Source organism: Koromonas soli (genome assembly GCF_059726265.1).
The window spans coordinates 3119079-3142176 of the sequence record NZ_AP040872.1 but is presented as its reverse complement, the minus strand read 5'-3'; the positions used below and the strand labels follow the sequence as shown (position 1 = coordinate 3142176).

The following is a 23098-nucleotide window of genomic DNA, read 5'->3' as shown; positions in this document are numbered from 1 at the left end:
TCAGGGTCAGCGACTACTTCCGCAAAGAATCCAGGAGCAGGTTTACGACCGGGGAGCCAAGGCCGGTGCAGGCATTCCAGCCCGGGCCTGCCTTGTAGAATCCATTGTTGCCTTCTGTGATGTCGCGAAAGGGTTTGCTGTTGGCAGTGCTCGTTCCAGCCACGCAGAGATTGTAGAGTAGAGGCGTAACAAACCCTGCACGCGCCCCCAGGCGAGAGTTGGCGCATGCAATCAGTGCTGCCCACAGCGGAGCGACTGCGCTGGTTCCAGCCGAGGCACACACATCTCCACCCACGAAAATCGCACAGCCGCGATGCGGGTCCGCAGGGCCGGCAACGTCGGGCACTCCACGTCCGGCCTTGCCGACAGGGCTCGGGGGAACCGGGTGGTCGCGCTGCCACTCCGGACGCTCGAATCTGCGACTCACGCCTCCGCCCGTCGCTCCATGGATGCCGTGCAGCATGCAATTCCAGACTGCTTCCGTAACAAGCTTCTCGCTCGCGCCTTCCACCGTGCTACCGCCACAACTGAGCACATGAGGACTGCTCGCCGGAAAATTAACTGTGGGCTCGCCATCTTGCGCGCCATTCATCGCGCCCTCGTCGCCAGAGGACACGCAAACCGTGACTCCCAGCATGGCTGCGTCACGCAGTACTTCGTCAATGCTGTGCAGGTATGCGCGAGAGACGTCTTCCTCGGGTTCTCCCCAACTGATCGATATCGCAGCCGGAAGCGAGTGTTTCTCCGCAATCGCGCGGCTCACCGCTTCATAAATGCCCCGCTCATTCGCCGGAGACATATAGACCACAATTTTCGCGCCCGGAGCAAATGCCGCAGCAAGCTCAGTGTCCATCGTCACTTCCACGGTGCACTGCGCCGCAGCCAGCACCTCGGCGGGAACCTCGGAGAGCTTGCGCTTGCCTTCCACCGCATCCAGAAACTGTCGGATATGCTCCTTCGGCGCGGGCGAATTCTTCGCGCCATCGACAGAGATGCACTGCACTACCGGCATCGGACGCTTCAGGCCTTCGAAGAACTGGCGCAGATCTTCTTCGTGGTATCCGCCGCCGAGTTCGATCAGCGCAATGGTCTGTCCTGACGCATTCAATCCTGACGGAAACCCATATGCCTGAGCCATCTCCGTTGCTGTCCAGAAAGGCTTGGTTGTGTTTGGGTGGTGAACTCCAGGACGCCGCGCACAGCTTCGTGTGTTCAGCCCGAGCACGCTTCGTACAACATCACCTAGTTCGTGCGGAACGCTGACTTCTCCCTGGGTCGAGCGATGTGCTCCGCGAGAGTGCTGCATCTCGACGAGCTTCACATCGAAAGCGCGTTCTAAATCCGCAGCCCTTCCTGATAGCACCATTGCGCGTCGCTGGTTGTCGGTGCTTAGGACTCGCAGATTGTGTTCAGCAGCAAATCGCCGCACCTGCTCAATGTCCGATGGGTCCGCGCCGTGCGTCTCTGTGAATGCTTCTTGTGTGAGATGCTTACGCTCATGCAGCGGCCGGGAACCGAGCGCGGTGTGAAGATCCGGCAACTCCTTGCGTCGCCGTAGAAGAACCGTAACTTCGAGCTTGAGGTCGGGATTTGTGCTGCCTATCTTCTTCTCGCCCGCAAGTGGAGCATGCGCATGGCTGTGTAGTTTCGTTCGCCCTGTGCGCGCATCTTCACTTCGCTCCATGCTCACACCTCGAAGGCTTCCCACTGTTCCCGCGTCTTTTGCATCAGTTCGCGAAATGCGGCTTCGCCGCGCAAGTTGTCCAGGAACGGATCCAGGTGATTCAGCAACGGATAGTTGATGAATCCTCGATTTACTGCGATGGTCAACCAGTCCATGGCCGCGTCGCGTTCGTTCAGCATCGCGAGTCCCTGTGCCGTAATCCACGCGTAGTTCAAGTCTGAAGCCGCAGCCGATTTCAAGTCTTCATCCAGACACGCGAGCGCAGACTCTTTGTCGCCACTGAGCGCGTGTGCGTAGAACCTGCCGAGTTGCGCGAAGAAATTCTCGGGGGCGTCTTGCGCGAGCTGTTTTAACTCACTGATTGCCTCAGCTGTTCGGCCATTGAGCGCGAGGATCTGTCCTCGTGCCAGGCGCAGCATCGCGTTCTGCGGATCGCTCTCCAATGCGCGTTCAAAGGGCGCCAGAGCTCGTCCAAACTCGCCAGAGAGCGTTGCCACAATTCCGGGAACCATCTGCCACATGGTTGTCAATGGATCGACATCAATCAATCTTTGCGCCATTGACTTCACGGCATAGCCCTTGCCGCTCAGACTGCAGATAGCGCAAAGCCAGCTCAGTGTGTCCGGATCGTTCGGATTCTTCTCCAGCGATTTCTTCAGCAACCGCACGGCTTCCTGTGTCTTGCCTTGTGCCACTTCGACAAGCCCCAGCAGCCGAATTCCGTGGGCTGACTTTTCGTCGATCTCCAGAATGCGTCGCGCGCACCGTTCCGCCGTCTCAAGATGTTCCGGATCGGTTGAAATTCCGGCGTTCACATATTGCCAGTGCACTTGCCCCGCAGCGGAGAGCAGCAAAACGTTTTCGCCGATGATTTTTTCTCCCTGCGCAAGATACTCGAGCGCGCGTTCAAGCCCTTCGCGAGAGTAAGACAGGATTTCCTGTTTTGCCTTCAGGTAGAACTCATATGCGCGAATATCCTGAATCGGCTTGTCCGCCAAACGCAGCGATTCGGTCGGGCTCAGCTTCAGTCTGAGCGCCCCTACGATCTTTCTCGAAAGGCTTTCCTGAATCGCGAAAACGTCTTCGAGGCTTCCAGAGAACTTATCTGCCCAAACCATCGAATCCGTAGCGGGATTGATCAGTTTTGCCGTCACTCGAAGTGTGTTGCCGCTCGTGCGAACCGCGCCCTCCATGACGTATTGCACCTTGAGGTCGGTGGCGAGCTTTCGCAGGTTATCTGTCCCGCCTTTCAGGCGCATGGCAGACGTGCGACAAATCACTCGCAGGTTCGCGACCATCGAGAGATCGGTGATGACTTCATCAAACAGCCCTTCGCTGAACACCTCTCCCTGCGCGTCGGAGCCCAGAACCGAGAAGGGCAGTACGACGATCGACTTTTCGGCAGTGGTGCCCGTCGCTGCCGTGATTGAACTCGCCGATCCAGATGAGGGCTGTGCCCCTACGAGGCGGTCGAGGTCGACTAAGAACTCGTCCGCACTCTGATATCGCAGCGCACGATCCTTCGCAAGAGCGCGCAGCAGTACGTCGTGAGTGGCGGCGGGCAGCTCTGGACGAGATAGCAGGACCGACGGAACTTCATCGTGCGTGATTGCGTGCAGCACGACGTAATTATTTGCTCCTGCAAAAGGCGGGCGGCCGGCAAGCATTTCATAGAAGACCACGCCTGACGACCATAGATCGCCGCGATGATCCGCTGGCTCGCCACGAATGAGTTCAGGCGGCAGATAGGCGACCGTGCCCAACAGCGCGTCAGTTTCCGTCAGTGACTCGCTGGCATCCGCAAGCTTCGCCAATCCGAAGTCCACGATCTTCACTTCGCCCGTCGCGGTCAGAATCACATTCGATGGCTTGATGTCGCGATGCACTACGCCGCGTTCATGCGCATGCCGCAACCCGCAAAGAATGTGGCGGGTCACAGTGACTGCCGACTCCAGTTCCATCCGCCCGCGCTGGATGCGCGACGACAGCGTTTCGCCATCGTAGTAGGCCATCACCAGCACGATCTGTCCGTCGGGAGTTTCCTCCACCTCATGAATGGTGCAGATGTTCGGATGATCGAGGCTGGAAGCTGCGCGAGCTTCGCGCAACAATCGTTCGCGTCGGGTGCGATCCCGCACCAGTTCGCTCGGAAGGAATTTCAAGGCGACCATGCGCCGCAGCCGTACGTCTTCGGCTTTGCACACCACTCCCATGCCTCCACGTCCCAGCTCGTGGAGTACTCGATAATGCGCAACGGTCCCTTCGGTCAACCAAGCTCTCCTTTACTGCATTCTACTCTGGGAGTTCTTGATTTCAGGTCATCGAAGATGCGCATCAACCCCTCGACCGTTGCGTATGCGCTCGTAACGACTAGCGCTTCCTGCTGTGAATTCAAGGGGAGGGCCACGATTGTCTCGTGCAACTCCTTCAGATGTGCGACGTCCTCCGCCGCATGCTGGCGCAGGCAACGGAATGTCTCCGGAGGGTAGCCCGTAAGATCTTGAATTTCGTCCAGATGCTCGGGCAAAGGCGGATTGCCTTCGATGACGGCGAGATAGCCGAACACTGCTGCGGGATGCGCGTGTCGGATCCAGCAATACTGCGCACCGACTAGTGCTGCCACCGCAGCACTGGGATGTCTCTTGAGCACCCTGTCACGTTCCATGCCACTGGCTACCAGGTCATCAAGCAGCCACTCATCGTGGTGAGTTTCTTCCGCGATATGCTCTTCCAGGTACGCCTCAGTCACAGCCGCCAGCCGATCCTTCGAGCCAAGTTCAAGCGCGCGCTCGTGGGCTGCGCGCATTAGTGGAACGCTGCAGCTTACGATGGAATAGAGATCGAGAAGAAACGACGGGAAGACCGTGGCAACCTGTGTGCCGGTCCAGAACTGCTGTGCTGCCTGATTCAGCAGCCGTTGTGAAAGAGTGATTTTCAGCCACAACATGGAGCCGAGTGAAGTGTGAGCTCCCTCGGCCGTATCCAGTCGTGAGTTCCGCGAGCTACACCGCGTGGCAACTCTCTTCACGGGCCACCATCTTGTACCAGGCAGCAGAAATCTCCAGCCTGGGAAACATCTTGCGGGATGTCTTAAACAATGAAGTTTGGTCGAATGTGGTGCCGGCCTTCGGCTGGGGGGCCCAACTTCTTGCGAAGCCGAATCAGTACCTCGATCTCTTCATCATCGATCTTGTCGATCATCGCGATTTCTTCGGCGGTGAAATGCTTGCTCTCGAGAATTCCAGCCTCTTCGAGCTTCTTCACTTTCGCTTGTGCGTCGGCCAACTCGTAACCTCCTGTGCTTGTAGAAAGATTCCGGATGAATCGTTAAAACGAACAACAAGTCTTCGCCAGATGAAGGAGATATGGTGAAGCAAGCTCCTCATCTTCACTGCTTTTGAGATTCCGAGGGGCCAGAGACACGGATGCGGTCGGCAAAAAGCCGTCCCGAGGTGGTGATTTATATGTCACTCGTACGATGGTTGTCAAATTTCCGTTACGCGGATACAACTTCTGGCACCTTAGGATTAGGTGACTATTCTGGCTGGGAGTTCTGATATCGTTTGTTGCTTGTTGTAACAGAATTTACATCATCGTTACCGACCTTGAAGTATTCGCAACATCCATATCTACAGGGGGCATCCAGTTGCAAGACACTGCCATACGCATCAGCGGAGTAGCCACAGCCTACCCCAGGTACCGCTTCAGCCAGAGACAAGTTGCCGATGCGTTGAAGGCACAATGGGACGACAAAGTGCCCAACCCCGGATACCTGAGCCGCATGATGTCGCGTGTTGGCGTCGAGCAGCGTCATTTCGTTCTTCCGCTGGACTGCTACTTGCCCATGGACACCTGGGGCAAGGCCAACAATCAGTGGATCGAGGCCGCCGAAGAACTGGCCGAGCAAGCTCTTGTGCAAGCGGTTGACGACGCTGGCCTGCACCTGGGAAACATCGGCGCTATTTTCTTCGTATCCGTCACCGGCATTTGCAGTCCCTCGATCGATGCGCGTCTTATCAACCGCCTCAAGTTGCCGTTGCACGTCAAGCGCATTCCCATCTTCGGGTTGGGCTGTGTTGCTGGAGCCGCGGGCATCGCTCGCGCTGCTGATTATGTCCGCGCCTTTCCCGACCAGGCTGCGGCCCTGATCTCAGTTGAACTCTGCTCCCTCACCTGGCAGCGCGATGATCTATCCATAGCAAATCTCATCTCGTCCGCCTTATTCGGGGATGGAGCCGCGGCCGTCATCGTGGCTGGTTCGGATTTGCAGTGCGCGGGGCCGCGGGTGCTTGCGACCTGTTCTTCGTTCTACCCCGACACCCAAGACGTCATGGGTTGGGATATTTCCGAAAAGGGTTTTCGAATCGTGCTGTCGCCGAGTGTTCCCGACATGGTGTACGAGCATCTTGCACACGACGTCTGCACGTTTCTTCGAGACAACGGCCTCACCAAGGACGACGTGCATAGCTGGATCATGCATACCGGCGGTCCCAAGGTCTTGGCCGCGACTGCCGAAGCCCTGCAGTTGCCCAAAGGCGCCCTCGATGCCTCGTGGGAAGCGCTGCGTGAAGTTGGCAACCTATCTTCTGCGTCGGTTCTGGTTGTTCTCGAGAAATTCGTGCGCGAGCGCCGTCCGCCCGCTGGCAGCTACTCCATTCTCGCCGCCATGGGCCCAGGCTTTTGCGCGGAACTCGTCTTGTTGCGCTGGTAGGAGAGCGATCGGTTGTCGAATGATTTAGGCACTGACGTATTCGTAGTTGGCGGAGGCCCGGCAGGTCTCGCCGCCGCCATCGCCGCCGCGCAACGCGGCCTCAGCGTCGTGCTTGCCGACAGCGCTCGTCCTCCCATTGACAAAGCTTGTGGCGAAGGCATCATGCCCGACGGCCTTGTCGCACTACAACAGCTTGGTATCAATCTGAGCAGCCTCGGCGCAGCTCCCTTCGAGGGAATTCACTTCATCGATGCAGCGGGAGAAACCCGCGCGCGTTTCCCGCACGGCCACGGCCTCGCCATGAAGCGCCCCGTGCTGCACAGCGCGCTGGTCGCCCGCGCAGAAAGTCTCGGTGTGAAGCTTCACTGGGGAACACGCGTAGAGATGGTCGCACGCGATGCGGTAACCGTCGCGGGCAGTGTGATCCGAAGCCGCTACACAGTGTGTGCCGATGGGCAGAACTCTCCTTTGCGACAGAAGGCGGGTCTCGCCGCTGGTAAGCTTTACCGCCGCCGATTCGGTTTCCGTAGCCATTACAAGATCACGCCATGGTCGTCGTTTGTTGAGGTGCATTGGGCCAACTGCGGCCAGATGTACGTATCGCCTGTTTCTGCCGATGAGATCTGCGTAGCATTTATCACCACAGACCAACATGCCAGACTCGAACGCGCACTGCCTGCGTTTCCCAAGTTGCAAGCGCATCTCTCGGACCTTCAGCCCTGCGACCGCACCATGGGAGCAGTCACGACCACACGCAGACTTTCAGCCGTGACGCGAGATAATCTCGCACTCATCGGAGACGCCTCCGGCTCTGTCGATGCTGTCACCGGCGATGGCCTTAGCCTGAGCTTTCATCAGGCGCTCGCTCTGGCCGAGGCCATGTGCTCTGGTGACCTGCGGCAATATCAGGCCGTACATCAGCGCATCAGCCGATTACCGCGGTTTATGGGTGAGCTGATGTTGCTGATGGACGATCATCCATCCTTGCGCCGCCGCGCCTTTCAGGCTTTCGATCAGTCACCGCAAATTTTCGGCAAGCTGCTCGCAATGCACACCAGGAGCATTTCACCGCTCGAGCTTGGAGTGAGCGATTTCATCTCGTTTGGGTGGAACCTGCTGACCGCCTGAGTTGCAGGCAAAGGATCTGGAGGCAAGGCATGAGGCGTTCGATCGTAGCTGGTTTGGCCGTGGTTATCTGCTGCTCTTCATGGGGCTCGCTTTGGGCGCAACCTGTGGCGGTGCGGCTCGATCCCAAGGACACGAAAATCGAGTTCACTCTATCCAGCACCATGCATACCGTTCACGGCACTTTCCGGCTCAAGAGTGGCACTCTCAGCTTCGATCCATCTACCAGCCACGCGAGCGGCCAGCTTATCGTTGATGCCACAAGTGGGCAGACAGGCAATGAGAGTCGCGATCACAAGATGCTTAGCGAAGTTCTCGAAACGCAGAAGTATCCAGAGGTCGTTTTTACCGCCCGATCGGTGAGCGGGAAACTAGCGGAAACAGGTCCATCGCACTTGGAATTTCACGGGACGTTTCGCATCCATGGTGAGGACCATCCCCTGACGTTAGCAGTCGAGACGGAGTCGAAGAACGGCGCAGCCGATGCAGACACCAAGTTTGAAATTCCATACGTCGCGTGGGGTATGAAGAATCCAAGTGTGATGTTCCTGAAGGTCAGCAAGAAGGTGGATGTCTCAATCCATACTCACGCCCTGCTCACGCAGTCAGCAGCCGCGACCCGCTGAGATCATTTCGGAATGCGTGCCAGTTCGCGGCCATAGAGCTGGTTGTTAGGAAATTCGCGGCTCAATCCCGCAAGCAGGGTGCGTGCCGTCGTGCTGTCGTGCTCTCGAATCGCAGCCACCGCGAGCAATAATCGCGCAAAAGGTGCGAGATAGCGTCCGTGCTCTGCAGTCATTCTTAGCCTTGCGACACCGGCGTTCTTGTCGGTTTCAGCCCCGCCCAAGTGCAGCATCCATCGCACCGGCGCGGGAGAAGCTCCCAGCAGATAATTCTCCACTCCCACCGCAAGATAGGCGTCATAGCACGACGGATCGAGTTCAAGGAGCCTCTGCGCAAGTTTGCGCGAGGTCTTCATGTATCCAAGACTCGCCATGTTGCGCTTTTCAATCATCGCCGCGTAGTCGCTGCGCAAACCGTTGGCTAGCACCTGTGCCAGTAGTGCATCCCGGTCATTGCCATTCGTCTCCAATGTCCGCCCGCTCAGGCTGTCGGCAAATGAGAGCTCAGACATAAACTTTTCACGTATCGCGGGATCCGGCCGCGGCTTGCTGCGCGCATCAAATCGCGAGTCATCCGTGAACAGCTCAACCTCAAGGATGTGAAGGCGTTCAAACTCGGAAAACAGATACGCTGCTGCGTTGGAAACATGAGGCAGTGGATCGCTCGCGCGCTCCGTCTCGCAGCTTTCAAAGGTCGCATGTGCGCCCGCAAAGTCGAGGTTATACATCTGGCGATAACCCCCATCTACATTGCACGCGGTCGCCTTGGCCTGTGCACCGAGCAGCGCCACCGCCAAAAGGCATTGTGCTGCGAAGAATGCGGGAACATTACGCATGTCGATTGGATGCTTGGCGCGGGATTGCTGATTTCCTCCACGCGGCAACATGCAAATTCGCAAATCTGCATTCACAGTTGCGGAGACAAAAGTTAAGGCCCGGACGTATCCGGGCCTGCGCAAAGACGTAGGAGATTACTCGCTGGTGTAGTAGTCCACCGCGACCGGGCTTTCGAAGAGCGAGTAGTCTCGCGTAACCACCGTGATCCCGCTCTCGGTAACAAAGTATTTCTGCCGGTCAGCTTCTGTGTCGTATCCAATCACCGTGCCCTCAGGCAGGTGAACGTCGCGATCGATGATCGCCTTCCGAATGCGGCAGTGACGCCCAACATTCACGTGGCTAAAGAGGATGCTGGAATCCACTTCGCAATACGAGTTGATCCGCACGTCCGGCGACAGCACGCTCCTGCGCACAGAGCCGCCCGAGATGATGCAGCCTTGGCTGATCACCGAATCGATCGCAAGCCCCGTGCGTCCCGGTTCGGCGAAGACGAACTTCGCTGGCGGATACTGCCGCTGATAACCGCGAATGGGCCAGCTCTGGTCGTAGAGGTTGAATTCCGGGGAAACTGCTGCCAAATCGATATTCGAGTCGTAATAAGCTTCGAGCGTTCCCACGTCTCGCCAGTACAGAGCTTCCTTCCGGTTCTCATCCACAAAGTTGTACGAGTACACCTTGTAGTCATCCACCATCCTGGGCAGGATGTTGTAACCGAAATCGTGGCGTGACTCGGGATCCTCGGCATCCTTCAGCAGTGCGGGAATCAGCACATCGGTGTTGAACAGGTAGATGCCCATCGAGGCCGAGATCTTGGTCGGATCATAGGGCGAGCGCAGGTCTGTCTTTTTCGGCTTCTCCTGGAATCCTGTGACCCGTCCATCCTGCGCCAGTTCCACCACTCCAAAGCTGCGCGACTCGCTGGGGTCGATCAAGATGGTAGCCAGTGTGACGTCGGCGCCCGACTGGCAGTGCTGCTCGAGCATCAGCTCGTAATTCATCTTGTAAATGTGGTCGCCGGAAAGAATCAGGACGTACTTCGAGCGCTCGCTTCCAATCGAGTAGATGTTCTGGTACACGGCATCCGCCGTTCCCTTGTACCAGTCTTCGCTGACGCGCTTCATGGGAGGAAGTATCTCGATGAATTCGCCTAATTCCGTGGCAACGATCGCCCACGCTTCGCGAATGTGGCGATTGAGCGACAGCGCTTTGTACTGCGTAAGAATGTAAACGCGGCGCAGATTTGAATTAATGCAATTGGAGAGCGTTACGTCGATAATGCGGTAGATGCCGCCGAAAGTGACCGCAGGTTTGGCCCGGTCGCGGGTAAGCGGATAAAGACGCTCGCCTGCGCCGCCAGCAAGTAAAACTCCCAGAGTGTCCTTCATCTTCTATCCTGAACTGAAGAGTTTTTAACTGTAGAGTGCCCGACTGCAGCACAGGAATGCGTGCTGATGTGTGCGCAATGTAACGAGGGCGACAACAGAGGATGGTAGCACAGGCGACCAGCCTCTGTTGAAAGTTGAAATGTTAGAAGGTCGAACGCCGGAAGGCGCGCTAAGCGGCTTTTTCGTTGCGGCCGGGCTTAGGGTCGACGGAGATTCTGAGTGACTTCAGAAAACGAGCGTCCTGCGGACTCATCTTTAATTCCGGTTCACCTTGTGAAGGGGCGGCGAGAGGAGCTTCAGATTCTCGCTTATTGAAGCCCACTGTGGCCTCGAGCACCACAAAAATGTCATAGCCGTCGGTCTTGATGCGCGATATGACTTCGGCAATTTGCTCGGAATCGGATATGGAGTCGTTGATGGCTTCCCCGAGCTGCTTCATGAGCCTTTCAAGTTTTTGATCCACAATAGTCTCCCGGTAAGGCCCTACCTCCGCATTAGATGCCACGTGGCAGTCATAAGTTTTTAAAGGGATTTTCTGGGCATTCAGGGCAAAATGGGCCACAGCACCGCGGCTTGTGACAATTGCCTCTCGGAAGCCGTGGGCGAGGGCGTTACAATACGGCCATGAGCGATGCACAACCTCGCGTGAGACGATCCTCGCTCGGTGCCCTTCTGGGTGCCGGGGCGGGAACCGCTTTCCGGCAACTGCGTGGTGCTCCGGGCCGGAACAAGCGCGTCTTCCGGGGGGTCCGTTCGGGCGCGGCTGCTTTTTTCGGGTCCGTGCTGGGCACGCTTAGAGTATTGTTTTTGGAAGTCAGCGGATTTATATTCCTTTGCTTTACCGTCATCATCGTTAGCGCCTTTCTCCGTGAATACAGGAAATACACGGCCCATGAAGCAGGACCGGAGCGGGTCGTGATCGCTGGAGTCATCGGCGCTATGTTTCTCTACTTTGGATTGAGCTCCTTCTGGCGGGCACGCCGGAAGCGCTCCAGAATTTAAAGCCTTGAGGCCGGCCAATGTCTGAAAAAGCAGCCACTAAGAAGCCAGAAAAAGTCTTTCAAACCACCTCCCACATCGTAGTGAACCCTTTTTATACGCCAGCCGATCTGGCTGACTTTGACTACGAGCGGGAGCTCAACTCGCCGGGCAGCTTTCCTTTTACGCGCGGCGTGCAGCCCACCATGTATCGCGGACGCTTCTGGACCATGCGTCAGTACGCAGGCATGGGCGATGCCGAAGAGAGCAACAAGCGCTATCGCTTCCTGCTCAGCCAGGGCACCATGGGCCTTTCGGTAGCCTTCGACCTTCCCACCCAGATCGGCTATGACAGTGACAGCCAGTTCGCACTCGGCGAAGTAGGCAAGGTCGGCGTAGCCATCGACAACATTGAAGACATGCAGCGGCTCTTCGACAGCATCGACCTGGAGAAGGTCTCCACCTCGATGACCATCAACTCGTCGGCTGCCGTTCTGCTCTCGCTCTACATCGCTGTTGCCAAGCGCAATGGCTTCGATCCCAAGAAGCTCAGCGGCACCATCCAGAACGACGTGCTCAAGGAGTACATCGCGCGCGGTACCTACATTTACCCGCCGAAATCTGCGATGCGCCTGATCACCGACATCTTTGCCTTCTGCAACCAGAACGTGCCGGAGTGGAACACTATCTCCATCAGCGGCTACCACATGCGCGAAGCCGGTTCCACCGCCGTGCAGGAAGTCGCCTTCACGCTGGCCGACGGCATCACCTACGTGCAGGCCGCTGTTGACGCCGGACTCGACGTCAACCAGTTTGCTCCGCGCCTCTCGTTCTTCTTCGCCTGCCACAACAACTTCCTCGAAGAGATCGCAAAGTTCCGTGCCGCCCGCCGTATGTGGGCCAAGATCATGCGCGAACGCTTCGGCGCCACCTCTCCGAAGGCCTTGATGCTGCGCTTCCACACCCAGACCGGCGGATCGACGCTCACCGCTCAGCAGCCGCAGAACAACATTGTTCGCACGGCTCTGCAGGCGTTGGCTGCGGTTCTCGGCGGCACGCAGTCGCTGCACACCAACTCGTTTGACGAAGCGCTGGCGCTGCCTACCGAAGATTCGGCCCGCATCGCTCTGCGCACCCAGCAGATCATCGCCTACGAGAGTGGAGTGACAGCGGCCATCGACCCGATCGCCGGATCCTATTACGTCGAGACGCTGACGAACGAAATCGAAAAGCGCGCCGGCGAATACCTGGGCAAGATCGACACTATGGGTGGCATGCTGAAGGCCATCGAACGCGGCTTCGTGCAGCAGGAAATCCAGAACTCCTCCTACGAGTTCCAGAAGACGGTCGATAGCAAGGAGCAGGTCGTCGTTGGTGTGAACTCCTTCACCGTCGATCAGGAGAAGCCGGTTCCGCTGCAGAAGATCGATCCCGAACTCGAGCGTCGTCAGGTCGAGCGTCTGCGTGCCTTCCGTGCCAAGCGCGATCAGGCAGCCACGGATGCTGCAGTTCGCGCCGTCGATGAAGCCGCTCGTGGCGGTAGCAACCTCATGCCCGTAATCATCGAAGCCGTCGAAAAGAACGCCACTCTTGGCGAAATCTGCGACGCCATGCGCAAGGTCTTCGGTGAATACAAGGAAGTCATGGTCATCTGATCCAGCGACATCCCAATAAACGAGGCGCGGAGCGATCCGCGCCTTTTCTTTTGCTTGCTCTACCGCGTCAACGACGCAGACTCGTGTGCTCGGGGCAGGGTGCTTCCCGTCCTGTATCGGTGTAGCACATGTTTTCAGAGCGTCCCCGCTGCTTACGTTCCGACTCCGAGCGCATGTCCATCGAGATCACCGCGCAACGTACATCTTTCGCCGCGTTAGGCGCGCGCAGTAGTAATTCGTTCTTAACCAGCTTGATCGACACACTGGTCCCAAGCTGAAGCAGAACCGGACGATTTGGCCGCACAATGTAGGCCACCTGTTCCGTGAGAATTTCATATTCCGTGCACTCGTCTTCAGCCGCGCTCGGAACGGCAGCGAACGGCATTCCGGGTGTCGGTATGACAGACGTTAGCTCGCACGAAACTTTTCGCATCGAGTGAATAGTGGCATGCTGCGCGCGCCCATCGAAACTGAAGGCGGGAAGCGTGCAGCAAAGCAGGACGAGGAAGCAGCCGATCTTCATCTACAGTCTCCAAGGAACGTTATCGGCAGCGCTGGCCAGAACTCCAGTCCCACAAACGAGAAAATTACGGACTTGACAGCACAACCCACATTCCTGTAGAAACGCAGAATGATGTTGAGCGCTACTCTCATTGTTACGGCCATGGCCATGTGTATGCACATGATGTGCATGCGTACCGCCGTGGGCGCGCTCGAGAGTTCGCAGAAGCTTAAATAGAACAAGCAAAGCGACATCAACGAGTTTCCAAACGACCCACGGCACATAGCCTGGGTCGTTTCTGTTTATGCCAAGAAATTTTGAATAGGAGTCACGCGATGCCGGAAAACGAGAAGAAGCACCAACTAGCCACAATTGCCGTCCACGGCGGCCAGAGCGCAGATAAGACCACAAAGGCGCGCGCGGTCCCTATTTACCAGACCACCAGCTACGTCTTCGATGACAGCGATCACGCCGCCCGACTCTTCGGCTTGCAGGAATTCGGAAACATCTACACCCGCATCATGAATCCCACGACCGACGTCTTCGAGAACCGCATTGCGGCCCTTGAAGGCGGCGTCGCAGCACTCGCCACTGCTTCGGGACAGGCCGCTGAGACGCTCGTTATCACCACGCTCGCCGGAGCCGGGGATGAGATCGTATCGACCACTTCGCTCTACGGCGGCACCTACAACCTGTTTCATTACACGTTGCCGCGCCTGGGAATCACGGTCAAGTTCGTCGATGCAGATGACTTCGACGGCCTTCGCGCCGCCATCACCGATAAGACCAAGGCCCTCTACACCGAGACGCTTGGCAATCCAAAGCTCGACGTTTCCGACATCGAGACGCTGGCCAAGATCGCGCACGAAAAAGGAATCCCGCTCGTCATCGACAATACTTCCGCCTCTCCCGCCCTCACCCGCCCCATCGAGTGGGGAGCTGACATCGTCGTGAACTCGGCCACCAAGTTCATCGGGGGCCACGGAACCACCATTGGCGGCATCATCGTCGATGGCGGCAAGTTCGACTGGACAGCCTCGCCGCGCTTCAAGAAGGATTTCGTCGATCCCGATCCGAGCTACCACGGCATCAGCTACACCACTGCCTTCGGAAACCTCGCCTTCATCCTCAAGGCCCGTGTGCAGGGATTGCGTGACACCGGCGCGGCTCTTTCTCCCTTCAGTTCGTTCCTGCTGCTCCAGGGCGCTGAAACTCTTCACCTTCGCATGGAGCGTCACTCCGAAAACGCCTTGAAAGTGGCCAACTACCTTGAGACGCACCCCGGAGTCGAGTGGGTCAACTATCCCGGACTCGAATCCAGCAAGTATTACCAGCGCGCCAAGAAGTATCTCCCCAATGGGCAGGGAGCTCTCATCACATTCGGCATTAAGGGTGGCTACGAAGCTGGACGCAAGCTGATCGACTCCATCAAGCTCTTCAGCCACGTTGCCAACATCGGCGATTCCAAGTCGCTCATCATTCACCCTGCCTCGACCACTCACCAGCAGTTGAGCGCCGCCGAGCAGGCCGACACCGGAGTCACGCCTGAACTGGTGAGGCTGTCCATCGGTATCGAGGACGTGCGCGACATCATCGACGATCTCGCACAGGCCATCGAAGCCGCCAATGGAACCAAGCACACCCAGCCCGAGCCGGCTGGCCGCGGAGCAGGAAAATAGCCATGGCGACCGACCACTTACGCAACCTTCACCTCACTCAGGGAACGGTGTCGATCACCAAGCGATGTCCGTTCCAGCTTGAGAGTGGCCGTACATTGCAGAGCGTGAATCTGCGCTATGCCATCTACGGCGAGCCCAATGAGGACGGGAGCAATGTCACGCTGGTCTGCCACGCGCTGTCAGGTTCAGCGCGGGTGGACCAGTGGTGGCCCGATCTGCTGACACGGGTTTTTGACCTCGAGCGCGAATGCGTGGTGTGCTTCAACGTCATCGGCTCCTGCTACGGCTCCACCAGCGCAGCTTCGCTCGACCCCGCCACCGGACGTCCCTACGGAGCGACCTTTCCGCAAGTCACAGTTCGTGACTGGGTACGCGCCGAGAAACTTGGCTTGCAGGAACTGGGTTTCAAGCACCTGAAGACCGTCATCGGCCCCTCCATCGGCGGAATGCAGGCACTGCAGTGGGCGGTTGAATTCCCTGAGTGGGTCGATCGCGTCGTCGCCATGGGCACCACCCAGCTCAACGCTCTCGGGCTCGCCCTCAATCATCTCCAACGTGAGGTCATCAAACTCGATCCCGAATGGCGCGGTGGAGACTACTACGACGGTCCCGGCCCGCGCACAGGATTGTCCCAGGCGCGCGGTATCGCCATGACCACCTACAAGTCTGCCGAACTCTTCCATGAGCGCCATGGTCGCCGTGCCGATCGAAAGGGAACTGCGCCGTGGGAATCGGAAGAGGGCCGCTTCGACATCGCGGGCTATCTTGAATACCAGGGAAAGATCTTCTGGGAACGTTTCGACGCCAATGCCTACCTCACCATCACGCGTGCCATGGATCTCTTCGACCCCCAGCGTGATTGGAACGGCCACGCCTGGGAGCGCGTTCGCGCCAAGGTCTTGCTGTTCGGCATCTCGAGCGACGTGCTGTTCCCCGAGGCCGATGTCTACGCCTTCGCCCAGGAGCTCCGTGCCGCGGGCGTCAATTGCCAATATGAAAAGATCGTTTCCTCCCACGGTCATGATTCCTTCCTCGCCGAGCCCGACAAGCTGATTCACTCGCTGCGGGCTTTCGTCAATGCGGAGGAAGCGTCGCTCGACTCCTTTCGCGGGCTCGAGATCGGAGTAACAGAAGGAGTGCGCAATGGCGACCTTGCCTGAGACAGTGCGAGACAATTTCGTTTCCAGTTCGGCTGTTGGTTTGTCCCCCGAGAAACTTCTTGAGAACCGCGTAGCCATCGTCAGCGGAGGCTCGCGCGGCATCGGCCGCGCCATCGTCGAGCGCTTTACCGAAGCTGGCGCTCAGGTCGTCTTCAACTACCTGCAGGCCGACCGCGCCGCCGAAGAAGTTTTGGATTTTGTGCAATCGACCGGAGGACAGGCCATCGCTCTTCGCGGCGACATCACCAGCGTTGAAACCTGCCATCGCCTCGTTGAGCAAGCGGTAAAGGCATACGGCAAACTCGATATCGTTGTCGCCAACGCCGGTATCTGGGAAGGCGCTCCCATCGAGCAGCTCAATGAGAAGCTCTGGGATCGAGTAATCGACTCCAACCTGAAAGGCACCTGGGCCATCTGCCACGCCGCCGTGCCCGAGCTAAAACGCAGCGGCCGCGGAGCCATCACCATCATCAGTTCAACGGCAGGTCAGCGCGGCGAGGCCGGATACAGCAACTACGCAGCTTCCAAAGGCGGCCAGATCAGCTTCGCCAAATCACTCGCCACCGAACTTGCCCCGCACATACGTGTCAACTGTATTGCCCCTGGCTGGGTCGATACCGAGTTGAACAAATCCGAGTTCGAGCGTAGCGGGCGCTACGACGAAATCGCGCGCTCCATTCCCTTGCAGCGCGTTGCCACTCCCGAGGACATCGCTCACCCTGTCGTCTTCCTCTCCTCTGACTGGGCCCGCCACATCAGCGGCGAAGTGCTCAACGTCAACGGCGGCTCAGTGCTCTGCGGCTAATTTCCCACATCCCATCCTTAACTCGCGTCCTTTGCGAGTTTAGGGTGGGGTTGCTCTTGCATTTGCTTTTGCTTCTTAGCCGTCCCACTCCGCCCGGTGGCCCACATCCGCCCTCTGTTGGCGAATGTGGGAGACAACCTACATCATCTTCATCTTCACGTACCGCTGAATGTCTCCTCTGAAGAAGTACAGCGAATAGACCGTCGCCGCTACCGTTCCCCACTTCATCATGTTCTTGAGCATAGGAATCTCCTTCACGGCTACGCCGCGATTGTCCTTCGAGTGCTTGTAATGATTTCCTCAATCATCCGAATCGCTTCGTCCACTGCTGCTGCCACTGGCGGGCTCAGCCCCATCTGTCCATCCTCGTCTGCCTCGACACCCGCTGGCTGGCATCCCACCACCAGCATGCGTCCCACCTTGCCGCCGAGAGTCTGAACCATTTGCAGCACGCTCACCGGATTCATCGTGTGCCCATCGAATGCTGTTTCGCCTTCCTGCGGCAATGTCGGCTCAATCAAGCACACCGTTCCCGGAGCCTCGTTCAGCGGAACAGCATCCACCAGGATGACCAGCTTCCACGGTTCCATCAGCGCGTACGCCAGGTCGTAGCTGCGAATTCCGAAATCCACGACGCTCACGTTATCTGGAAGCTCGCGTTTCCCGAGCCTTTGCGCGACCTCTACCCCAAACGCATCATCGCCCAGGAAGATGTTTCCAACTCCCGCGACCAGAATCATGTTGCTCGTGTCATCGCCCATCAGATGCCTCGTCTGAAACCGCGAAAGGCTCCAATTCTTCCGGGGTAAAGAAGAACCGATGTCCCGGCTGCCGCATCATTCCCAAATCTCTGCCCGGATCGTCTTCCAGCACCACAGCCAAATGCATGCGTCCTTCGAAATCGCACTCAATCGCCTCAACAACGGCCACCTTTCCCTTGAGCGCTATATCCAGAATGTCCGCTGTTTTCGCCGGCCACACCCGCACGCGATCCCCGAGCCTCACCTCCGCGCCTCGAAGCATGATGCTCCGTATCGGCTCGTGTTCCGGTTCCTCAGCCAGCGGATTCCACCCGACATTCCACTCACTCATGTCCATCGCTCGCCGGACGCATGCTTCGAATCACTCCATGCGTCCGCATCAGTTGCTCGCGTGCATTCTGCTCCGTGCGCTCCAGCAGCATCCGCGTGTGCTCGTCCGCCATGCGCATTTCGCTCTTCTCGTCGTCGGTCAGGGTCATAATGCGCAACGTGAGCATCTCGTCCATCTCCGTCGCGTCGAAGAAGTCATTGGCGCTCTCCGGCGCAATCTGTGGATAGTCATAGAGTACAATCGGCGAGCAAAGCAGCATATCGCGCTCAGGTTCCACGCCCACCAGCACAGGAAAGTTACCCACGTTCTTGCACCTGCTCACCGCCTCTCGCAACCCCTCCACCGGATCCAGCAGCGAGACAAACTGCGCTCCCTCAGCCGTGAGTATCAGGTGAGCCGATAGCAACGAACGCAGTAACGTCGCGTCCCGATTCGTCGAATCGCCCAGCGCTGCGCCCTCATTCACCACATCAATGGCGACCTTCGTAACACCGCTTGCAACCTCCTCCGCCTTCACGAAGATCGATCCCGATATTTCCTGCTGCGTGTACCTCAACCTTCCCGCAAGCGCGCCAGAAGCGTCATGCACCAATTCACTCCGGCTGCTGCCGGGAAATCGAAACTGCTGCGAAGCAGATCCCGGCACCGCGACTTCGTACTCCACCGACCGTGCCTCCACCTCGTCCCAACTTTCAACCAGTCGCCCATCGATGCGCAGAGATTCCCTGTGCTCAAAACGCTCGCCGGACTCATCGGCGCGTTCCACCTGCCGCGCCCTCAACTGCAGAAACCGCAGTTCAACATGCAGCTTTGCCTCACCCTTCGCTTCGAGCAAAAATTCCGAGTGCATTGCGCGCCGTTCTGTTCCACGCCCTACCTCCACATAGTCGCCCGGATACAGAATGCCGAAGGTCCAGCGCTGCCGATTCTTGATTGCCGATGGCCGGTATGGATACAGCATGTGCCCTTCATAGAGGACGGCGTCTGCGATCTTGCGGGCAATCTCGCGGTTCACGATTTCACTTCCTCGCTCTGCTCCAGCATGCGTTCCAGCGCCTGCTCCCAAGTCGCCAGCCCGTAGCGCGAGCGATACTTGTACAGCCGCTCAAACACGTCGCGTTGCAGGCACAACCACGCCGTGTTCGGATAGTAGAGGTCCATCATGTCTTTCCACACTTGCACGGGCAGCCGATGCGTCGCATCACTGTTCCACGGGATCTTCGCAATCTGCAGTCCCATCCTGCCGGAATGGAAAATCGTTCCGCTGAACATCAGCGACGTGTGAATCTCGCCAGCCGTAACGCCGTGAATGTATTTCGTGACCGCCACGTTGAAATCAAATGTGCACGGCACCGGAACCTCAATCAGCGTGCTGCCATCGAATGCAGGCACATTCACGTTCACATTCGCCCACAGCAGCGAATGCACCGATTTGCTCCAGCGTTCAGGTTCGCCAAACAGGTCGCGCAGGTTCTCCTGCTCCTCGGGTGTATAGCGCCGCCGTGCAGGCTCAATTTGCACTTGCACCCGCAGCGCCATCGACTGAATCGGCTGCATCTGCGCGTCCGTTGCGCGCACCTTGAAGGTGATCAACGGCGTCGCCGCGTGCGCCGTAGCTTCCGCTCCCTCGACCTGGAAGCGCAGCTCAGGCACCTTGTTCCTCGCACCACTGCTCTCTGCTCAGCGTCTTCAATTCGTCGAAGAAGCGTTCAATTTCCTTCCACACTTCCTCCCCGCCCGAGAGTCCTCTCCAGTGCATTCGCATCAGCCCCACCAGCCGGAAGCATTGATCAATCGGAGCGCGAAAATACAGCGGATCATGCGGGAGTCGATTCACCAGCAGTGCCTCTACATCCGGCTCAAAACTCGTCAGTACAGGATTGCGCTCCACTACCGCATTCCAATATTCCAGGTCCAGGGAAGACTCCATCGCGCCGCCCGGACTCGGATACATCGCAATAACGTGATCTGCCGTACTGCTATGAATGAAGAACGCCAGGTTAATCGGAATCAGCAGGCTCTCCCACTCGTGACTCTCCATCTTGAAGTCGCGCAACCGCACCACATCACGCGGAATCCGCTTATAGCGCTGCCGTGCATTACCGCCGAACAAAATCGCGCAGCCCTCGCACGCGCAAACCACCTCGCGTTTCTGCAACTCCAGCAGATGCTGATGTTGTGCTGGGACTGGCTTTGCACAAAGCTCGCACACCTCCACCGGCTCTCGCCGTTGGCGAACAAACTGACGCAGTGTTGCGAGCGATCCTCGCCCCGTCTGGCCGTTCACTGCATTCATCCTCGTGGGCCTACGCTGGCGGCAGGTGCGGCATTCTAGGGTCGATCGGAGCGCGGCGGTCGGCGTTGATGCCCGTTGCATCGCGTGCAGTTCGAGTACGCCCTTCACGCCCTACTTCTTTATGGCCGTTGTACGTCCACTCTTCTGCACGCTTCGTTCCGGGCGTATGCGAACTGATATCAGGCCGCGGATTCTTCATAATTCCTATCCTCTTTTGTCATTGGCTGGATCAGGTTCAGCGGAACAAAATCACTCGTGGACGCCGAAGTTACACCTTCCACCGCAACGTCAACCACGTCTGGTGCGGCTTCGTAAATCGCTTGCTCGACCGTGCTCTTCAAGGCATCGAGTGACGACCCACATCCATGTCCTGTGCTGGTGATCTTCACTCGCACTACCGTGTCGGAAACTTCGAGCAACTCCGCGCTGCCATTCTGTTTTCGAAGCTGCGCACGTGCTCGCTCGATTGCCGCTCTCACGCGCTCCTCAACCGGCACCGGATGAATGCCATACAGCACCAGCATCCCGCATATCAGCGGATCGATCCCCAATTTCTCAAGCGACGTTCGTCCCGCCTCCGTTGCGCTCAGCACTTCCACTACGCGCGATAGCACTGTGCCATGCAGGTCCATCATTGATTGCAGCAGCTCAAGCCCCGCATTGCGCGCCACTTCATCCGGCAATGTGGAAACGCGTTGCACCAATCGTTCGATCTGCTCTGTGTGCGCCTGGAACTCGCGATTGTCCATCGTCATTTCTTCCCATCCACACCAAACATCGGTGAATGCCGCGCCTCGATCACCTTGCCTCCCCCGACATACATGTGCACACCGCACGGCAGGCATGGGTCGAAGCTGCGCACCGTGCGCATGATGTCGATGCCTTTGAATTTCTCCGGGCCGTTCTCTTCAAAGAGTGGCGTGTTCTGCACCGCGTCTTCGTAAGGACCCGGCGTGCCATACACATCGCGAGGATTCGCATTCCAGCAAGTCGGCGGATACGGATGATAGTTTGCAATCTTGCCATCACGAATCACCACATGATGTGACAGCACGCCCCGCACTGCCTCGTGGAATCCGCAACTGATTGCCTCTTCCGGAACCTTGAACGGCGCCCACGTTTTCGAGTTTCCCGCCAGCAGTTCCTGCATAGCCTGCTCGCAGAAGTAGATCGCCGCCGCCGCCGCATACGCCTGGAAATACGTGCGCGCGCGATCGCGTTCGATTGCATTGCTCCACTTCGGAATCTTCCACTCATACGTCGTTTCCGGAAGCGTCGCGCTCTTTGGCAGCGTAATCTTCACACTCTGTCCCGTCGCCTTGATGTAGCCAATATCGACCAGCCCAGAGAGCGCTGTAGACCACAGTCGCGCAATCGGTCCGCCGCCCGTGTCGAGCGCTAGGTGATCTCCACTTCGCTTATCAAACCAGCGAGGCGACATCACCCAGGTGTAGTTGCCCTTGAAGTCGCGTTTCTGCGGACGCGGCGTCGTCGTCTGGTTCCACGGATGCCGCTGATCCACCGGATTCCCGAGCGGATCGGTCTTTACAAACGTTTCCTCCTGCTGCCAATCGTCGTAGAACGAGCTGCCCAGCAGGATGCGCATTCCAAGATTGATCTGTACCAGATCATTCGTTACCAGCTCACCATCCACTATGATCCCGGGCGTCACAAACATGTGGCGTCCCCAGTTCGACATGTTTTCGTACTTGTAATCGACCACTCTCGGATCATTGAATGCACCCCAGCAGCCGAGTTGCACTCTGCGTTGGCCGACCTTTTCATATCCCGGCAGTGCTTCATACCAGAAGTCGAAAAGATCATCGTGCAGCGGCAGACACCTCTTCATGAACTCGACGTACTTCATCAGACGCACCAGGTAGTCCGTGAACAGTTGCACCGTCGGCACCGTTCCCACACCGCCTGGATACAGCGTTGAGGGATGCACATGCCGCCCTTCCATCAGGCAGAACATCTCGCGCGTCAGCCGGCTGATCACCAGCGTCTCTCGGTAGAACTCGCCAGTGAAGGGATTCAGCGCCGTCATTATGTCGCCTATGGTGCGGTGTCCGTGCTTGTCTGCATTCGGAGCCGGAGTGTGTTGTGCCTTGTCCCACACCGCCGGGTTTGTCTCCTTCACCATCTGCTCGCAGAAGTCCACACCGACCAGGTTGTCCTGAAAGATGTTGTGGTCAAACATGTACTCGGCTGCCTCGCCCAGGTTGATGATCCACTCGCCCAGTGGTGGAGTCTTCACGCCGAACGCCATGTTCTGCGCATAGCACGCGCAGGTCGCGTGATTATCGCCGCAGATGCCGCAGATGCGGCTCGTAATGAAGTGCGCGTCGCGCGGATCTTTGCCTTTCATGAAGATGCTGTATCCGCGAAAGATCGACGAGGTGCTGTAGCACTCAGCCACTTCCTTGTTTTCAAAGTCGATCTTGGTGAAGATTCCGAGGCTGCCCACAATTCGGGTAATGGGATCCCAGTTCATCTCCACCAGGTTTCGCTTCTTGGCCGGAGTTTCGTGCAATGTATCGGCAATTGTTCCCATGTCTCGATCCTC

General features: G+C 57.9%; 23 protein-coding genes. 7 read left to right on the top strand and 16 right to left on the bottom strand.

Annotated elements, in window-relative coordinates; all coding sequences use genetic code 11:
• Positions 1-13 precede the first annotated feature (13 nt).
• From AC6IY8_RS13725 to AC6IY8_RS13710, 4 genes are all read right to left on the bottom strand, one after another.
• Positions 14-1684, bottom strand: coding sequence for a S53 family peptidase (locus tag AC6IY8_RS13725; RefSeq protein WP_497775089.1), 1671 nt, complete (start codon positions 1682-1684; stop codon positions 14-16).
• A gap of 2 nt (positions 1685-1686) precedes the next feature.
• Complete coding sequence (locus AC6IY8_RS13720) at positions 1687-3954, bottom strand: protein kinase domain-containing protein (RefSeq protein WP_497775088.1); 2268 nt, start codon at positions 3952-3954, stop codon at positions 1687-1689.
• Complete coding sequence (locus tag AC6IY8_RS13715) at positions 3951-4712, bottom strand: iron-containing redox enzyme family protein (RefSeq protein WP_497775087.1); 762 nt, start codon at positions 4710-4712, stop codon at positions 3951-3953. The genes AC6IY8_RS13720 and AC6IY8_RS13715 overlap by 4 nt, the downstream gene beginning before the upstream one ends.
• A 62-nt stretch (positions 4713-4774) precedes the next feature.
• A complete protein-coding gene (locus tag AC6IY8_RS13710; protein WP_497775086.1) occupies positions 4775-4969 on the bottom strand; it encodes a hypothetical protein in 195 nt (64 codons plus the stop codon).
• 361 nt (positions 4970-5330) lie between these two features.
• On the opposite strand from AC6IY8_RS13710, the gene AC6IY8_RS13705 reads away from it, so the two are divergent.
• From AC6IY8_RS13705 to AC6IY8_RS13695, 3 genes are read left to right on the top strand one after another with little or no spacing between them, the layout of a single operon-like run.
• Positions 5331-6395: a type III polyketide synthase gene (locus AC6IY8_RS13705; protein ID WP_497775085.1), complete on the top strand. Its 1065-nt coding sequence runs from the start codon at positions 5331-5333 to the stop codon at positions 6393-6395.
• A gap of 12 nt (positions 6396-6407) precedes the next feature.
• A complete protein-coding gene (locus tag AC6IY8_RS13700) occupies positions 6408-7523 on the top strand; it encodes an NAD(P)/FAD-dependent oxidoreductase (RefSeq protein WP_497775084.1) in 1116 nt (371 codons plus the stop codon).
• Between the two features lie 29 nt (positions 7524-7552).
• The gene (locus AC6IY8_RS13695) at positions 7553-8146 is read left to right on the top strand and encodes a YceI family protein (protein WP_497775083.1); all 594 of its coding nucleotides are present in this window, start codon (positions 7553-7555) and stop codon (positions 8144-8146) included.
• 2 nt (positions 8147-8148) lie between these two features.
• Here the strand turns inward: AC6IY8_RS13695 and AC6IY8_RS13690 are convergent, their stop codons facing one another.
• The 3 genes from AC6IY8_RS13690 to AC6IY8_RS13680 form a co-directional block, all read right to left on the bottom strand.
• Positions 8149-9030, bottom strand: coding sequence for a hypothetical protein (locus tag AC6IY8_RS13690; RefSeq protein WP_497775082.1), 882 nt, complete (start codon positions 9028-9030; stop codon positions 8149-8151).
• Positions 9031-9114: 84 nt separating this feature from the next.
• Positions 9115-10365 carry a glucose-1-phosphate adenylyltransferase gene (gene glgC / locus AC6IY8_RS13685; RefSeq protein WP_497775081.1) on the bottom strand — a complete coding sequence of 417 codons (1251 nt, stop codon included), beginning with the start codon at positions 10363-10365 and terminating at the stop codon, positions 9115-9117.
• Between the two features lie 169 nt (positions 10366-10534).
• Positions 10535-10828: a hypothetical protein gene (locus tag AC6IY8_RS13680; RefSeq protein ID WP_497775080.1), complete on the bottom strand. Its 294-nt coding sequence runs from the start codon at positions 10826-10828 to the stop codon at positions 10535-10537.
• A gap of 556 nt (positions 10829-11384) precedes the next feature.
• Between AC6IY8_RS13680 and AC6IY8_RS13675 the strand changes: the two genes are divergently transcribed.
• On the top strand, positions 11385-12998 hold the full coding sequence (locus AC6IY8_RS13675; RefSeq protein WP_497775079.1) for an acyl-CoA mutase large subunit family protein: 1614 nt from the start codon (positions 11385-11387) through the stop codon (positions 12996-12998).
• A gap of 67 nt (positions 12999-13065) precedes the next feature.
• Here AC6IY8_RS13675 and AC6IY8_RS13670 read toward each other — a convergent pair whose 3' ends face one another.
• Positions 13066-13521, bottom strand: a complete 456-nt coding sequence (locus AC6IY8_RS13670; RefSeq protein WP_497775078.1) for a hypothetical protein — start codon at positions 13519-13521, stop codon at positions 13066-13068.
• Positions 13522-13835: 314 nt separating this feature from the next.
• On the opposite strand from AC6IY8_RS13670, the gene AC6IY8_RS13665 reads away from it, so the two are divergent.
• From AC6IY8_RS13665 to AC6IY8_RS13655, 3 genes are read left to right on the top strand one after another with little or no spacing between them, the layout of a single operon-like run.
• Positions 13836-15179 (top strand): homocysteine synthase, encoded by a 1344-nt coding sequence (locus tag AC6IY8_RS13665; protein WP_497775077.1) that lies wholly within the window; start codon positions 13836-13838, stop codon positions 15177-15179.
• A gap of 2 nt (positions 15180-15181) precedes the next feature.
• Positions 15182-16339 (top strand): homoserine O-acetyltransferase MetX, encoded by a 1158-nt coding sequence (gene metX / locus AC6IY8_RS13660; protein ID WP_497775076.1) that lies wholly within the window; start codon positions 15182-15184, stop codon positions 16337-16339.
• Positions 16323-17144, top strand: coding sequence for an SDR family NAD(P)-dependent oxidoreductase (locus AC6IY8_RS13655; RefSeq protein ID WP_497775075.1), 822 nt, complete (start codon positions 16323-16325; stop codon positions 17142-17144). Before metX ends, AC6IY8_RS13655 begins: the two co-directional genes overlap by 17 nt.
• Before the next feature lie 260 nt (positions 17145-17404).
• On the opposite strand, the gene AC6IY8_RS13650 is transcribed toward AC6IY8_RS13655, so the two are convergent.
• The 8 genes from AC6IY8_RS13650 to AC6IY8_RS13615 are packed head-to-tail and all read right to left on the bottom strand — an operon-like array spanning position 17405 to position 23086.
• A complete protein-coding gene (locus AC6IY8_RS13650) occupies positions 17405-17905 on the bottom strand; it encodes a hydrogenase maturation protease (protein WP_497775074.1) in 501 nt (166 codons plus the stop codon).
• On the bottom strand, positions 17895-18236 hold the full coding sequence (locus AC6IY8_RS13645; RefSeq protein ID WP_497775073.1) for a hypothetical protein: 342 nt from the start codon (positions 18234-18236) through the stop codon (positions 17895-17897). The genes AC6IY8_RS13650 and AC6IY8_RS13645 overlap by 11 nt, the downstream gene beginning before the upstream one ends.
• The gene (locus AC6IY8_RS13640; protein ID WP_497775072.1) at positions 18229-19251 is read right to left on the bottom strand and encodes a hypothetical protein; all 1023 of its coding nucleotides are present in this window, start codon (positions 19249-19251) and stop codon (positions 18229-18231) included. The genes AC6IY8_RS13645 and AC6IY8_RS13640 overlap by 8 nt, the downstream gene beginning before the upstream one ends.
• Positions 19248-19889: a DUF6084 family protein gene (locus AC6IY8_RS13635; protein ID WP_497775071.1), complete on the bottom strand. Its 642-nt coding sequence runs from the start codon at positions 19887-19889 to the stop codon at positions 19248-19250. Before AC6IY8_RS13635 ends, AC6IY8_RS13640 begins: the two co-directional genes overlap by 4 nt.
• On the bottom strand, positions 19882-20523 hold the full coding sequence (locus AC6IY8_RS13630; RefSeq protein WP_497775070.1) for a DUF5947 family protein: 642 nt from the start codon (positions 20521-20523) through the stop codon (positions 19882-19884). Before AC6IY8_RS13630 ends, AC6IY8_RS13635 begins: the two co-directional genes overlap by 8 nt.
• Before the next feature lie 19 nt (positions 20524-20542).
• Entirely contained in the window at positions 20543-20731 is a 189-nt protein-coding gene (locus AC6IY8_RS13625; RefSeq protein WP_497775069.1) for a hypothetical protein, read from the bottom strand.
• The gene (locus tag AC6IY8_RS13620; protein WP_497775068.1) at positions 20712-21287 is read right to left on the bottom strand and encodes a NifU-related iron-sulfur-binding protein; all 576 of its coding nucleotides are present in this window, start codon (positions 21285-21287) and stop codon (positions 20712-20714) included. Before AC6IY8_RS13620 ends, AC6IY8_RS13625 begins: the two co-directional genes overlap by 20 nt.
• The gene (locus AC6IY8_RS13615; protein ID WP_497775067.1) at positions 21284-23086 is read right to left on the bottom strand and encodes a nickel-dependent hydrogenase large subunit; all 1803 of its coding nucleotides are present in this window, start codon (positions 23084-23086) and stop codon (positions 21284-21286) included. Before AC6IY8_RS13615 ends, AC6IY8_RS13620 begins: the two co-directional genes overlap by 4 nt.
• Positions 23087-23098 lie beyond the last annotated feature (12 nt).

What these genes read in the sequence shown, in the direction of transcription:
- AC6IY8_RS13725 (WP_497775089.1), bottom strand. Translation starts at nt 1,684, where the DNA reads ATGGAGCGAAGTGAAGATGCGCGCACAGGGCGAACGAAACTACACAGC.
- AC6IY8_RS13695 (WP_497775083.1), top strand. Translation starts at nt 7,553, where the DNA reads ATGAGGCGTTCGATCGTAGCTGGTTTGGCCGTGGTTATCTGCTGCTCT.
- AC6IY8_RS13690 (WP_497775082.1), bottom strand. Translation starts at nt 9,030, where the DNA reads ATGTTGCCGCGTGGAGGAAATCAGCAATCCCGCGCCAAGCATCCAATC.
- glgC (WP_497775081.1), bottom strand. Translation starts at nt 10,365, where the DNA reads ATGAAGGACACTCTGGGAGTTTTACTTGCTGGCGGCGCAGGCGAGCGT.
- AC6IY8_RS13675 (WP_497775079.1), top strand. Translation starts at nt 11,385, where the DNA reads ATGTCTGAAAAAGCAGCCACTAAGAAGCCAGAAAAAGTCTTTCAAACC.
- AC6IY8_RS13670 (WP_497775078.1), bottom strand. Translation starts at nt 13,521, where the DNA reads ATGAAGATCGGCTGCTTCCTCGTCCTGCTTTGCTGCACGCTTCCCGCC.
- AC6IY8_RS13665 (WP_497775077.1), top strand. Translation starts at nt 13,836, where the DNA reads ATGCCGGAAAACGAGAAGAAGCACCAACTAGCCACAATTGCCGTCCAC.
- metX (WP_497775076.1), top strand. Translation starts at nt 15,182, where the DNA reads ATGGCGACCGACCACTTACGCAACCTTCACCTCACTCAGGGAACGGTG.
- AC6IY8_RS13655 (WP_497775075.1), top strand. Translation starts at nt 16,323, where the DNA reads ATGGCGACCTTGCCTGAGACAGTGCGAGACAATTTCGTTTCCAGTTCG.
- AC6IY8_RS13650 (WP_497775074.1), bottom strand. Translation starts at nt 17,905, where the DNA reads ATGGGCGATGACACGAGCAACATGATTCTGGTCGCGGGAGTTGGAAAC.
- AC6IY8_RS13645 (WP_497775073.1), bottom strand. Translation starts at nt 18,236, where the DNA reads ATGAGTGAGTGGAATGTCGGGTGGAATCCGCTGGCTGAGGAACCGGAA.
- AC6IY8_RS13625 (WP_497775069.1), bottom strand. Translation starts at nt 20,731, where the DNA reads ATGAAGAATCCGCGGCCTGATATCAGTTCGCATACGCCCGGAACGAAG.
- AC6IY8_RS13620 (WP_497775068.1), bottom strand. Translation starts at nt 21,287, where the DNA reads ATGACGATGGACAATCGCGAGTTCCAGGCGCACACAGAGCAGATCGAA.
- AC6IY8_RS13615 (WP_497775067.1), bottom strand. Translation starts at nt 23,086, where the DNA reads ATGGGAACAATTGCCGATACATTGCACGAAACTCCGGCCAAGAAGCGA.